Raw genomic sequence first — 13,455 nt, 5'->3', positions numbered from 1 at the left:
AAAATAAATGAAGAAACAGCTTTTTATTCGTTGTTTTTTGGTCTTCTGTGTATTTTTTTGCTATAATGAGATGAAAACGAAAAGGAGAGATGTAGTATGAAAGAAACCGTTGAAAAAGCCTTCTCATTGGCATTTGGTCTTGCTGCAATGGGCAAGGAACAGGTAGAAAAGGTCGTCGGAGAAATGGTGAAGAAAGGTGAGCTTACTAAAGAGGAATCTAAAGCATGGATGGATGCTGCGTTCAAAAAGGGAGATGAGGTAGAAAAAGTGATTGAGGAGAAGGCCAAGGATCAAATCGCGATGTTGCTTAAGGAATATGGTCTAGTTACAAAGGAAGAGCTGGAGACACTGACTAAGCGAATTGAAATGTTGGAACAACAGCAGCACTGAATGGAGAGATTGTTTTGTTTACTCACAAAATTAAACACTTGCTGCGTTACCAGGCTATTGTAAGTGCATTAACACGGAATGGACTAGGGTATATTGTTGAAGGCTTGAATGATAGAGGGAAGAATTGGTTCCATACTGGCCATGATGAAGCGGGGTCTAAAGGGAAAAAAATTGGCGTTCGAGTACAGCATATGTTGGAGGAATTAGGTCCAACTTTTATTAAGCTGGGGCAAATCGCCAGTACTCGGCTTGATTTAATTCCAGCAGACATCATAGAGGAACTACAGAAATTGCAGGATAATGTCCAATCATTTCCGTATCATGAAGTGGTCAAACGAGTAGAAGCTGAACTGGGGGCTCCCATTTCTTCTATCTTTTTGTCCTTCACTGAGGAGCCCTTGGCAGCCGCCTCTATTGGTCAAGTGCATCGTGCGGTACTCAAGAATGGAACTGAAGTTATTGTGAAAATTCAGCGGCCAGGTATCCAAGAAATGGTGGAAACAGATTTGGAAATATTGGCTGACTGGGCGCGTATTAGCGAGATGAAGATGGAATGGGCTAAACATTATCAATTACAAACCGCAGTTATGGAGCTAAGTCGTGCTCTGTTGGGTGAACTAAACTATTTGGAAGAGGCCCATAATGCGGACAGAATGAGAACCAGCAATCAGTTGCCTTATGTATATATTCCTGAAGTTTATTGGGAATATACAACAAAGCGAGTGCTAACCCTGGAATTTATACAAGGTGTATCCTTTTCTGATGCTCTTCAGTTAAGTAAAGTAAACGCTGACCACAAACAGCTTGCAAATCGGTTGGCAATGACTATATTTTCACAGATTCTGGAACAAGGATTTTTTCATGCTGATCCTCATCCAGGCAATGTAATGATGCTGCCCGACGGCAGATTGGCCTTTCTGGATTTCGGGATGGTAGGAGAGTTGCACAACCCGCTAAAGAAGCATTTTGTTTCATTTTTAATCTCACTTCGCAACCAAAGTTCAAAAGGTGTTATCCGGGCTATTTCTAACATGGGCGTGATCCCTGATGATGTGGATGATGCGGAGCTATTTAAGGATGTCGACCAGCTACGTCAGAAATATTATGATATTTCGTTAAATCAAATCAGTGTAGGGGGTGCTGTGCAAGATTTATTCCAAGTTGCCTATAGACATCGGATTCAAATCCCAGGAGAAATGACCATGCTGGGCAAATCACTTTTGACGATGGAAGGCGTTGCAACGGCCCTTGACCCTGACATCAGTGTGATGGATATCGCAGAGCCATTTGGTAAGAAGCTATTTATGGAGCGGCTTAATCCTTTGGAGATCGGCAAGGAATTCATGGAGGAAATTCCGGATATTATTGATGTAGCCAAAGAAATGCCTACAGCTTTTAAGCAGCTGATCAAGGGAATGAGGAAAGGGAAGCTGCGAATTGAGGCAGACTCCCCACAGTTAGGCGAGCTATTGACAAAATTGGATCATGTGATTAATCGATTATCCTTTAGCATTGTGCTGCTGGCTTTAAGCATTATCATGCTTGGTTTAATTATCGGCTCCGCTATAAGTGGAACGATGTCTCCGATGCTCGGCAAGATTCCAGTTATTGAAGTCGGGTTTTTGATTGCATTGCTCATGTTTTTTTGGCTTATTTACGCGATTTTTCGTTCTGGCCGCTTTTAAAGCTGCTCAGAAACAAGGTGCATGTCTTCAGTCACTGAGGAACAATGTACTGCATTGTAAGATATCTGTATCACACTTACGCCCCAGGATAATCCAGCACCAAATCCCACCATTAAAACAAGATCCCCCGGGAACAATTTCTTTTGTTCTACCGCTTCTGCGAGTGCAATGGGAATAGAGGCAGCGGAAGTATTACCGTAGTGTTGAATATTCACATAAAACTTGTCCATAGTTATTCCAAGTCGTTCTGCTGCGCTCTGAATAATTCTTATATTTGCCTGGTGAGGAATAATCAGGGCTACATCCTTTAATTCTAAATGGAGCTGCTGTAGTGTTTCCTGAATTGCTTGGCTAAGGGAACGAACGCCAAATTTGAATACTTCACTACCTTGCATCGTAATTGGGCCCTTGACCGGGGCTTGGAGGAGTTCAGGTACTCCTTTCTCGGATTCTAACCGGAAGAAGCTGGGATATGCAGAATATTGCTGCTTAATAATAACCGCTCCAGCTCCATCGCCAAATAAGACGGCAGTTTGTCTGTCTTTCCAGTCCACAATAGTAGACATTTTATCTACACCAATAATAAGTACATTATCATAGGCACCTGTTTGAATGAATTGACTGCCCACAGAAAGAGCATAGATGAAGCCGGTGCAGGCTGCAGATAAGTCGAAGGCTGGAGCGACACATCCAAGCTTATGCCTCACTAGCATGGCAGTTGAGGGGAAGGCGTACTCTGCGGTGGAAGTGGCGACAATGATTAATTGAATATCTTGAATAGAAAGTTGTGATTGGAAGAGTGCCTTTGTTGTAGCAGCAACAGCTAAATCCGCAATGGATGTTTGTGTCGAGGCGATATGTCGCTGTTTGATCCCTGTGCGTTGGGTAATCCACTCGTCGGAAGTATCTATTATAGTGGATAAATTCTTATTTGTTACCGGGTATCCAGGCACATAGAATCCTGTACCGCTAATAACTGCTTTTGGGGAACCAGAAGTTTGTTTCATAATAAATCCTCCATACAAATTCAAATAAATTATACAAAAGACCAAAAAACTAAATAGTAATAGTACTAAATAGTAGTAGTTGACTATGAAAATTCAAGATGATAATATTAAATCACAAAAAACCAAAAAACACAATTTAAACAGGTTGTTAAATCAAGAAAAGGGGTACTGCATGGTGTTATCTAAGAGAAGACTTCAATTTCTGGATAAGCTTGTAGGGATGTATCGAAAGCAAAGGCTGCCTGTTCATTATGAAGCACTGGCTAAAGCTATTGGAGTTAGTAAATGGACTGCCTATGATATGCTTACAGCCATTGAAAAGTCAGGGTATGTTACACGCAGCTACGAAGTGAATCCAAACGAGACAGGTCGCTCTCAAGTTGTGTTTACTCCAACACAGCAAGCGACAGAATTATTTGAACAACAACGTCCTCTTGAAGGAAACGTTGAGAACTGGGAAGAGAGCATGCAGGCGTTGTGGGAGATGCTCAATAGTCTCAAGTACACCAGTTTACAAGACCTACTGAAAAAGATGCTGGATGAGATACCCAAAAGAAAATCAAACCTGGAATTTTGCGGCTATGTTTTGGGTATATTAATTGTATATTTGAGAAAAGTTGGAGGTCGCACTGAAACGGTTATTTGCAAAATCATTAATACAACTGCTGGTTATAGCACTAGTTTACTGATGTTTGTAGGTACGGTGATGGGAATGATGATTCAAAGTATGAGCGAAGAAATTAGCAACGAAGTGGCAGATTTGTTAGGCGCGTATGTAAAAATAATTGGCAGCTTGTCCAATGAGGAACACAAACTTTTAGCTGACTTTGTAACTGAGGCGCTTGCCTGAAGCAAGCGTCTTTTTAACTTATTTTTTGGTGTTTTGGGCATTTCCATTAGGAGTTGAATGAATTTGAAGAAAATAGGATTGGTGTTAGGTGGGGGAGCAGTTCGGGGGCTAGCCCATGTAGGTGTGTTGAAGTCATTGGAGAAGCATCAGATACCACTTCATTGCATCATTGGCACAAGTATGGGAGGAGTGATCGGAGGACTTTACGCCGCTGGTATCTCTGCACAAAACATAGAACATTGTTTTGTCCATACACCCAAATATCGCTTTATTGATCTAGGTCTATGGCAACGAGGATTACTCGCTGGTAATGGAGTTAGCCAAATGGTTGGGGAGTTGCTTGAAAAAAATAATAAAAAAGGTCTCCAGATTGAGCAGTTTCCAATTCGTTTTAAAGCGATCACTGTAGATTTGATGGAAGGGAAGCAGATCACTTTAGATAAAGGGGATCTTGGAGTGGCTTTAAGAGCAACATCTGCTTTTCCTGGTGTATTCGCTCCTTTCGTCGTGAATAATCAAATGTTGGTGGATGGAGGAGTATTAAACAATTTACCAGTTGCAGAAATGCTGAGTGAAGACGTGGATTATATTATTGCTGTAGATGTTGCCCGTGAGCATGAGAAAAAACAGCCCCGCAACATGGTGGAGGTTGTTTACCGTTCTTATAGTTTAATGACCGCGGAGCGTAAGCATAGTAGCTTACACATGGCCAATCTAGTTATTCGACCAGATGTTGGGCAGTATGCTGCATTTGACTTTACAAAAACAATGGAATGTATTGAAGCCGGGGAGCAAGCAACTGAACTCCTTATGCCCCAGATAACCCAATTGATTATGGATAATTAGAGCGAAGTCGCAAATGAGACTAGTAGTGTCAATGATTTCTGCTGTCAATGATTTCTTGCGATGAGCTTGTAAATATGATATTATTACTTTTGTTGTGAATTCGGTGGTCCGCTGCGGATGATGAAGGAGAACACTGAGATTTCTCCGGAAGAGGCATGAACACCTGAGTGGAAGGAGGGAGTCATAGATGAATATCGTACAAGCGATTACGCAAGAACAACTTCGCAAGGATATTCCGAGTTTTCGCCCTGGGGACACTTTGAAAGTGTTCGTTAAGGTTATTGAGGGAACTCGTGAGCGTGTCCAATTGTTTGAAGGTGTTGTTATCAAGCGTCGTGGCGGTGGAATTAGCGAAACTTTTACCGTTCGTAAAATTTCGAATGGTGTAGGTGTGGAAAGAACTTTCCCGATCAATTCCCCAAAACTCGATAAAATCGAAGTGGCTCGCCGTGGTAAAGTGCGTCGTGCGAAGTTGTATTATCTTCGTGAACTTCGCGGTAAAGCAGCGAGAATTAAAGAAGTGCGTCGTTAATTTAATTAACGAACAAGAGGGGCTTGTATATTCAAGCCCCTTTACTTTTTCCATTTACCCATTTGTGAGGGATAAGGGAGGCCGCGACCCATGGAGACACAGGGAGAGCAGCACTATTCGGAGCATTCGCAGTCGTTTGACCAGATGGGGCAACCGGAAGGGCCGGGAACGGTACATAAGGATAAGAATGAAAAAAGCGAGATGCTGGAATGGCTAAAGGCCATTATTATCGCTGTTGTGCTCGTTCTCTTGATCCGTTGGCTGTTCTTTGCACCGTTTATCGTGGATGGTTCGTCCATGCAGCCTAATTTTCACACGAGTGAACGTATTATCGTTAACAAGATCATTTATGATATACGCGATCCCAAGCATGGAGAAGTTATCGTATTCCATGTTCCGCAGGAGGGTCGTGATTTTATCAAGCGTGTGATTGGAGTTCCCGGAGATACTGTACAAGTAGAAGGGGACACGGTAACGGTAAATGGACAAATCGTGGACGAGACATACATTAAAGATGTTGTCGATGAGAAGCATAAACTTAATGAGTTATATAATATAGAAGCCAACTTCCCGAACCAGGACGTGCCTGACGGAACTGTACCTGAGGGGTACGTGTTTGTGCTGGGGGATAACCGGTCGAACAGTACCGATAGCCGGAGAATCGGCTACGTTAGCTACAATGAAATTGTGGGCCGAGCCGATATGGTATTTTGGCCGCTGAGCGATTTTAAGTTCATCCGGCATTAATTGAAGGGTAAACTAGAAGGCGCGTTCATTGGAAATATGAGGTGAGCAAATTTGGCAATACAATGGTTTCCCGGTCATATGACCAAGGCACGCCGGCAAATTCAGGATAAATTGAAGCTGATCGATGTGGTGATAGAACTGCTGGACGCTCGGCTGCCTGTATCCAGTCGTAATCCGATGATTGATGAGATTTTGCAGGGCAAGCCACGCTTGATCGTGCTGAACAAAGCTGATTTGGCTGACCCGCTTGTGACAAAGCAGTGGATCGAACACTTTAAGCAAGAGGGTCATTTGGCGGTGGAAGCGGACGCTTCCAGCGGGCAAGGCTTAAAGGAAATTCCTCGCTTGGCGAAGGAATTGTTCAAGGATAAGATTGAGAAGCAAATTGCCAAGGGAATCAATCCCCGGGCGGTGCGGGCTCTCATTGTAGGGATCCCTAACGTAGGTAAGTCGACCCTCATTAACGGGCTGGCTGGTCGGAAAATAGCCGCTACCGGTGATCGGCCTGGTGTAACCAAGGGACAGCAATGGATTAAGGTCGGTACGGAGATGGAATTACTGGACACGCCGGGTATTCTATGGCCCAAATTCGAGGATCAAAACGTAGGTTACCGGTTGGCCGTGACAGGAGCCATTAAAGAAGAGATCCTGAATGTGGAAGATATCGCCTTTTTTGCGGTCAAATATCTCGTCCGTTATTATTGGGAACCATTCCAGGCACGTTTTGAGCTGGCTGAAGAGCCGCAGGACTATGAGAATCCTGATGAGATTGTTGCCGTGATGGAGGCAGTTGGGCGTAAGCGCGGTTGCATTATGAGCGGTGGACGTGTGGACTTGGAGAAGGCGTCGCAAATCCTGCTTCGTGAGCTCAGGGCCGGTAAGCTGGGTAGATATTCACTAGAAGCACCTTACTAAGAAATAGCCGTCGGCCTCTCGCCGGGGGCTATTTGTTTTTTCACAGGATGTACTATAGAATCCAAGGCAGAAAGCCGATAATAAGGGATAAGGCCATAGTGGTGACTTCCATCAGCTTGGAGTAGCTTATAGGCAAGTTCCACGGTGGAGGTTTGAAGGAGGCATTATGGAAGACTTGTTGAAATATGAACAGGAATATGGAGCTTCCTATCAGCATATTGCTGGCATTGACGAAGTGGGAAGAGGTTGCTTGTTCGGAGATGTGGTGGCCGCAGCGGTCATTTTGCCCCAGCAGCTTGTGCTCCAGGACGTCAATGATTCTAAGAAGCTAAGCGCAAAAAAACGAGATCAATTATACGATATCATTATGGATCAGGCGTTGGCCGTAGGGATTGGTTATGTGGATGCGGCGACCATCGACAGAATTAATATCAAGCAAGCGACTCGGCTGGCTATGAAGCAAGCGGTAGAAGGGCTGGCAGTTCCGGCAGATTTTCTGCTGATTGATGCTGAGAAGGTGGATGTTCCGATCCCCCAATTGTCGGTCATCAAGGGAGATGCGACCAGCCAGTCGATTGCCGCAGCCTCGATTATCGCCAAAGTGACGCGAGACAGGTTATGCCAAGGGGAATGGGATGCGAGGTATCCTGAGTACGGTATTGCCATACATAAGGGTTATGGGACCAAATTTCATCGTGAGCAGATTTTAGCCCTTGGACCCACGCCGCTGCACCGCAGAAGCTTTATGCGAAACCTGCTTGCGGAAGAAGAGCAGACGTTGTTCTAAACCCGTGTCATTGACCCGCTCTCGCAGGAGGCGGGTTTTCCATATCAGGTTATAGGAGGAGGGGAAGTTATGAATATCGGACCGCTGCTGCGCAGCATGATGGGAGATGTAAAGGCCGGGGAGCCCAAATCCTTGGAATTAAGAACGGGGCAGGTGGTTCGGGGCACGGTGTTATCCGTATCGGAGAATGGGCAGGATGCGGTAATCCAGGTTCAGGGTGTCAAGTTACACGCAGCTCTGGAAACTCCACTTCGTCCGGGAGAAACCACGTTGCTTCAGGTCCAGCCTGAAGCCGAGGGGGGATTGCCCGTACTAAAGCCTATGGAGATGACGGCCAATACGGTGTTATCTGCGGCTTCCCTTACCAAGACACTGGAATCCTTAGGCTTTGAGGATACCCCGGCTAATCGGGAACTCCTGCAGTTAATGCAGAAGAGCGGACTGCCTTTGACGAAGGAAAATGTATTATTGCTACAACAGATATCCGGTCAAAGGCCTGCCGGGGTGCCCTTGTCGGAGTGGGTTCAGGCGGCGGGTATTGCCTTTAGCCGTGGCCTGCCGATTACGGGTGAATCGGTTGCAGGGCTGCATCAAGCTATTTTTGGTCCTCCACTTCATATACTGTTATCCTCGCTCGAGGATCAGTTGGCTGCTTTTCTGCGTCAGCCTGAGAGCGGAAATAGTGGGACGGGGGGGAAGAACGTCACTCCCGCACCCACAGCAATGCCTTCCAATCAGACACCGCAACCTGGAGTTGGAACGGGAGCTTCGCCATCTTCGGTGGCAGGGAGTACTGTGGCTGGTGGTACAGCTCAGCCAAATCAGGCGGCGGGTCTGGTGCAGTTAGCGCAGCAAGGAGGTTTGCCTGCCGGCGGGGTAGGGGGACAAGCACTGACGGCAGGCGTATCTGCCGGAAATGCGGGCGCCTCTGCCGAGTTAGCAGGTAGGCTACAAACGTTGCTGCTTGCGCTTAGTTCGGCTATGACGGAGGAGAGCATGGCCGGGGGAACCGCGGGCCGGGGAGCCAGTAGCCCGCAGCAGGGAGGCGCTCCCGGCACAGCGATGCCGGGAGGGAGTGGCCTTGTCGCCGGTAGCCCCGCTCCTCCGGCGACAGCGCCGTTACCCGGCGGCGGTAGCGCCGCCGGGGCTGCGCCAGCGAGCACGCACCCCGCCCCCGCGGCAGAGCCGTGGGTAGGGCGCGTGCTGAAGCTGCTCGGTGCGGAGCACGAGCAGCAAGTGCTGCGCGCGGCCGGGCCGGGCGGCGGTACGCCGGCCCCGGCCGCGGCGCAAGAAGCGCCGCCGCAGGCAGGCGGCGCCGCGGGGGCTCCCGCCGGGGGCGCACAGGCGCCCGGCGGCCCGGGAGCCGGCAGCGTGCCTACGGCCGCGCCGGGCGAAGCCCCGCTGCTGCGCCAGGAGGGCGCAGCAACCGGGGCGGGCGGCGTGAGCACGACGCCGCCCAAGGAACCCGCCGCGCTGGATGCGCGCGCGGCGGGAGCCCCTGCGCAGCCTACGGCCAGCGAGGCGGCCGTCGTGGCCGCCCGCAGCGGCGGCGTGCCGATGACCGGCACCGCCAGCACGGCTGCGCAAGAGAGCTTGAAGGGCCTTCTGCTGCAGGCGATGGCCTCAAGCGAACTGCCGCCGCCTTTGCAAGAGGCCGCTCGGCAACTGGTGATGCAACTGACCGGACAGCAGTTGCTACTGAATACCGATCGGACCGCTCCATTTGCGCAGGTTACGATGTTCCTGCCCTTCATCGGTCCCGACGGGCAGCAGACCGCCGCGGTGCATATCGAATCGCGCCGTGGCCGCAAGGGCGAATTGGACCCGGCTAACTGCCGGTTATGGTTCGATTTGCAGATGCAAGCATTAGGACAAATTATGGTCGACGTACAGGTTGCTGATAAGAAGGTATTGCTTAAGCTGTACAGCGAGAAGGAAGTCACCGGTGTATTTCTGGAATCTCGTCATGACGAGATTGAGACGGCACTAGCTGGGGCTGGCTACAAGCTTCTTTCGCTGAAGGCGGAGCCACTCATCTCACCTGAGACAGAAGAAGGGGAGACGACGGATTTCAGCCTGCCGCTGTCCTATGCGCCAAGTCCCTACAAAGGGGTGGATTACCGGGTATGAGTGAAGGGGCAAAAGAGCCTGAATTGGCTTTCAAAAAGGCGGTTGCTTTGAAATATGATCCTGGTCAGGGAGAGTCCCCTATCGTGGCTGCCAAGGGTAAGGGACTGCTGGCAGAGCGTATTCTGGAGACGGCTCGGGAACATGGGATTCCTGTTCAGGAGGATGCCGCTCTGGTGGAGGTGCTGTCCAAGCTGGATCTGGATCAGCAAATTCCAGCCGAGCTGTATGATCTGGTCGCGGAAATTTTAACGTTTATATATCGTTCCGATAAAATGATGGAAAGAGAGTTGTTCCTTGAATAACCCATACAGGAAAAGAACTCCGGGAGATGAGCGAAAAGAGCGGGGACGTCATGCGGAACAGGCAGCCGCTGAGTATTTACTCTCCCTTGACTATACAATCGTGGAGCGTAACTGGCACTGTCGTTCCGGAGAGATTGATCTGATTGCCCGGCAAGGAGACTGGATCATTATCGTTGAAGTCCGAAGCCGTAGTAGCAGGGCTGCTGGGTATGGAACGGCTGTTGAGGCAGTGACTCCTCGTAAAATCGCTCAGGTTCGCAGCACTGCGGCAGTGTATTTGCATCAGACCGGGCAATCGGATGCCCATGTTCGATTTGATGTGATTGCCATTACCTTTGACCGGACTGGAAAAGTAGAACTGGAGCATATCCCGGCGGCCTTCTAAGCCGCGGGGCATCATTGTATCGTTACCTAAGCTAAGGGTGGAACTTATATTAAATAAATATGGGCCAGGACTTTAGTGGGAATCATCCCCCTTGAAGTCCTGGCCCGTTATTTCTTCAGTGCCTTGTGCCACGGACTTGATGTAGTATACAGTTATTGCTAATCACTATCGTACGAAGAGGGGGAACTTGGAAGACATGAACGGAGAAATGTATCAAATCAGTAGTCTTGTAGCCAGCACGAAGCAGGCGTTGAGACAGAAGAGCAAAATAAAGTACAAGACGACCTCCTACGAGCATTCCGTGACCTTCGATTGTCTTCACAAGGATAGGGCAGTGAGAAGTCCATTCAACAACGTGGAGGAATGGTATAAACAAGCTCTCAAACGCAAACTGACAGAGGTCAAATTTTTGACCCCTGCCGAGGTACAGGATAGGCATTTGCTTGCTTTTGCCGGTGCGCGCCGTAACCTGCTGACTTGTTTTTACAAGGATGGGGAAGTCACGTATTTAATGCCGACGTGGACATTCAATACCGGGAAAAAGGGATGGGACATCCATTATGTTGAACATCGCTGGGAAAACCCGCCGCAAGAGAAGCCTGTTTTCCCAGATAATACAGAGGATTTTGCCAAAGTGCTTCGTGAAATTGCCCAGTTGGCTGACGATATTGAGTGTGACAATTTTGGCTATTTGTTCCGACAAGCGGAGCAGGTGCTAACAGGAGAGTCGCCCAAAGCGTCCGGTATTGAAATTCCCTTGCCACAGAAGCATTTGAACATGTTCCACGCGGCTAGCTCCGCAGATGTCTTTGGGGGCATGGGCTCTTGGAACGATTCCCCCTGGGGAATGGCTCGGGAGAAAAATTTATCCGAGAAGTACGAGCAGCTCTCCTCGGAATTATATAAGCAGATTGTAGGAGCCGTACTGTACGCGGTTAATGAGTGGTAAGCTGGTCGAACTGGCGGTATTGAATGGCTTCGGCAATATGTTCTGCTCGAATTTGTTCTTGTCCGTTCAGATCCGCGATGGTCCGGGCAAGCTTGATGATGCGGTCGCAGGCTCGCAGACTGAGCCCAAGTGATTCAAACCCGGCTTGCAACAGCTTGGTTGCATCCGGCTCCAACGGGGCAAACCTTCTGAGCAGACTTCCGGAAAGCTCACTATTGCGGGAAATTGAGGTGCCTTTGTATCGCTGGCGTTGAATTTGTTCTGCACTAAGCACCTGCTTTCGCATATCAGCCGAACTGAGAGGCTGGATATCCTCCTGCCATTGCTGTGGTCTTGGTACTTCCACCTGCATATCGATACGATCCAGCAGCGGGCCTGAGAGCTTCTCCCGGTATTGAGCGATGCGCCAAGGCGTGCAAGTGCAAGCTGGCAGGGGCGGCTCGGAGCGAAAAAATCCACAAGGGCATGGGTTTAAAGAACCCCCAAGTAAAAAATGGGCTGGGAAAGTAAATGCAGCCCGGGAGCGGCTAATTGTGACCTTACGTTCCTCAAGCGGTTGACGAAGTACCTCTAGCACCTGCCTGGAGAATTCGGGCAGCTCGTCGAGAAAGAGAACGCCGTGATGGGCCAGACTCACCTCACCGGGCTTGGGAATGCTGCCACCTCCAATCAGACCTCCCGATGAGATTGTGTGATGTGGGGAGCGAAAGGGTCGGACAGAGATCAAGCCTTGTCCATGCTGGTTCAGCTTGCCTGCCGAGCTGTAGATTTTAGTGACCTCCAGCGATTCCTCCGGGCTCAGCGGAGGAAGGATTGACGGTAGCCTTTGAATCAGCATGGTCTTGCCTGTTCCTGGCGGGCCAATCAGCACAATATTATGAAAGCCGGCGGCAGCAATGGTCAACGCGCGTTTGATATGGCGCTGGCCCACGACATCGCTATAATCAAGCGTAGGCGCCAGGGCGGTAGAGATGCTGGAACTCGCTCCTGACTCAACCTCAAGATGTTTTAGCGTGGTCAAAATCAGGGGTTGTCCCTCTCCTTGCGGGGGATGACAACTCATATCACTTTCTTCCCTCTTGGAGCCATCAGCCCCAGGATTCAGTTCATTCAGATGCGAGATGCCATATACCCGAATTCCTCCTAGTAATAGGGCCTCCTCCGCATTTTCGCGCGGAAGCAGAACAGAGTGGAAGCCTTCCCTTCGTGCCCGATCCACCATCGATAAAACGCCCGGTACTGGGCGAAGCTGGCCATCGAGCGATAATTCTCCAATGATCAAGATACGTTCATCCGCAGGCAGTCTGACTTGATCGCTCGCCGTAAGCAGGGCAAGGGCGATGGCCAGGTCAAAAGCAGCGCCTTCCTTTCTCAAATCCGCAGGTGCCAGATTAATTGTCACTCGCTGAAGGGGAAAGCGGTACCCGCAGTTTTTGATTGCTGCCCGCACCCGGTCCACTGCTTCCCGAACGGCAGAGTCAGGTAGTCCCACGATATGCGTTTGGGGAATGCCACTAGCCAAGTCTACTTCTACCTCAATCACAACTCCATCAATACCGTACAAGCACGCACTGTGCAATTTTCCATACATCGCAAAAAGCACCCCTTCCCATAAATTACCGCACAATTACAAAGCGGATTTGGAAAAAGGTGCCTCCTTATTTTCCGGTTCAACTAAATAATATGTATTTTAGGATTCCATTGTAAAATTGTCAAGGTATCGTGGACTTAAGTTTCAGAACAACCAAATATATCACAAGAATAGTAGCTTTATTAGAAAAGTTGAAATAGGCTTCATTCATCTCATATTGAGATATTTTGTCGTATTCTGTCAGGAAAAACAAAATAACTGGCCCAAGGTACGATACTTAAGATTAAGGATAAAATCAACAATTAAAAGCGCTTGCATGAAATGGAGAGGCCTCGCACA

At 48.7% G+C, this 13,455-nt stretch carries 14 protein-coding genes; 12 read left to right on the top strand and 2 right to left on the bottom strand.

Annotated elements, in window-relative coordinates:
• Nucleotides 1-96: 96 nt before the first annotated feature.
• Together AC1VOR_RS02015 and AC1VOR_RS02010 are read left to right on the top strand one after the other, a co-directional pair.
• On the top strand, nt 97-390 hold the full coding sequence (locus AC1VOR_RS02015) for a phasin family protein (RefSeq protein WP_482615520.1): 294 nt from the start codon (nt 97-99) through the stop codon (nt 388-390).
• Between the two features lie 14 nt (nt 391-404).
• Nucleotides 405-2,075, top strand: a complete 1,671-nt coding sequence (locus AC1VOR_RS02010) for an ABC1 kinase family protein (protein ID WP_482615518.1) — start codon at nt 405-407, stop codon at nt 2,073-2,075.
• Here the strand turns inward: AC1VOR_RS02010 and AC1VOR_RS02005 are convergent.
• Nucleotides 2,072-3,082 carry a beta-ketoacyl-ACP synthase III gene (locus AC1VOR_RS02005; protein ID WP_482615516.1) on the bottom strand — a complete coding sequence of 337 codons (1,011 nt, stop codon included), beginning with the start codon at nt 3,080-3,082 and terminating at the stop codon, nt 2,072-2,074. The genes AC1VOR_RS02010 and AC1VOR_RS02005 overlap by 4 nt on opposite strands.
• A gap of 85 nt (nt 3,083-3,167) precedes the next feature.
• On the opposite strand from AC1VOR_RS02005, the gene AC1VOR_RS02000 reads away from it, so the two are divergent.
• From AC1VOR_RS02000 to AC1VOR_RS01955, 10 genes are all read left to right on the top strand, one after another.
• A complete protein-coding gene (locus tag AC1VOR_RS02000) occupies nt 3,168-3,932 on the top strand; it encodes an Lrp/AsnC family transcriptional regulator (protein ID WP_482615515.1) in 765 nt (254 codons plus the stop codon).
• A gap of 63 nt (nt 3,933-3,995) precedes the next feature.
• On the top strand, nt 3,996-4,778 hold the full coding sequence (locus tag AC1VOR_RS01995; RefSeq protein WP_482615514.1) for a patatin-like phospholipase family protein: 783 nt from the start codon (nt 3,996-3,998) through the stop codon (nt 4,776-4,778).
• Between the two features lie 187 nt (nt 4,779-4,965).
• Nucleotides 4,966-5,310, top strand: coding sequence for a 50S ribosomal protein L19 (gene rplS, locus AC1VOR_RS01990; RefSeq protein ID WP_482615512.1), 345 nt, complete (start codon nt 4,966-4,968; stop codon nt 5,308-5,310).
• 90 nt (nt 5,311-5,400) lie between these two features.
• The gene (lepB, locus tag AC1VOR_RS01985; protein WP_482615511.1) at nt 5,401-6,057 is read left to right on the top strand and encodes a signal peptidase I; all 657 of its coding nucleotides are present in this window, start codon (nt 5,401-5,403) and stop codon (nt 6,055-6,057) included.
• A 51-nt stretch (nt 6,058-6,108) separates the two neighbouring features.
• A complete protein-coding gene (ylqF, locus tag AC1VOR_RS01980) occupies nt 6,109-6,972 on the top strand; it encodes a ribosome biogenesis GTPase YlqF (RefSeq protein WP_482615509.1) in 864 nt (287 codons plus the stop codon).
• A 166-nt stretch (nt 6,973-7,138) separates the two neighbouring features.
• Nucleotides 7,139-7,759 carry a ribonuclease HII gene (locus AC1VOR_RS01975; RefSeq protein WP_482615508.1) on the top strand — a complete coding sequence of 207 codons (621 nt, stop codon included), beginning with the start codon at nt 7,139-7,141 and terminating at the stop codon, nt 7,757-7,759.
• Nucleotides 7,760-7,828: 69 nt separating this feature from the next.
• Entirely contained in the window at nt 7,829-9,889 is a 2,061-nt protein-coding gene (locus AC1VOR_RS01970) for a flagellar hook-length control protein FliK (RefSeq protein WP_482615507.1), read from the top strand.
• A complete protein-coding gene (locus AC1VOR_RS01965) occupies nt 9,886-10,191 on the top strand; it encodes an EscU/YscU/HrcU family type III secretion system export apparatus switch protein (RefSeq protein WP_482615506.1) in 306 nt (101 codons plus the stop codon). Before AC1VOR_RS01970 ends, AC1VOR_RS01965 begins: the two co-directional genes overlap by 4 nt.
• Nucleotides 10,184-10,576 (top strand): YraN family protein, encoded by a 393-nt coding sequence (locus tag AC1VOR_RS01960; protein WP_482615505.1) that lies wholly within the window; start codon nt 10,184-10,186, stop codon nt 10,574-10,576. Before AC1VOR_RS01965 ends, AC1VOR_RS01960 begins: the two co-directional genes overlap by 8 nt.
• 196 nt (nt 10,577-10,772) lie before the next feature.
• The gene (locus tag AC1VOR_RS01955; RefSeq protein ID WP_482615504.1) at nt 10,773-11,525 is read left to right on the top strand and encodes a hypothetical protein; all 753 of its coding nucleotides are present in this window, start codon (nt 10,773-10,775) and stop codon (nt 11,523-11,525) included.
• On the opposite strand, the gene AC1VOR_RS01950 is transcribed toward AC1VOR_RS01955, so the two are convergent.
• Nucleotides 11,512-13,116, bottom strand: coding sequence for a YifB family Mg chelatase-like AAA ATPase (locus AC1VOR_RS01950; RefSeq protein ID WP_482615503.1), 1,605 nt, complete (start codon nt 13,114-13,116; stop codon nt 11,512-11,514). The two genes, AC1VOR_RS01955 and AC1VOR_RS01950, sit on opposite strands and share 14 nt — an antisense overlap.
• Nucleotides 13,117-13,455 lie beyond the last annotated feature (339 nt).

The organism is Paenibacillus sp. 1SOY10, from assembly GCF_056836745.1.
Note: the sequence above shows the minus strand (reverse complement) of the source record. Positions and strands in the feature narration are given on the sequence as shown.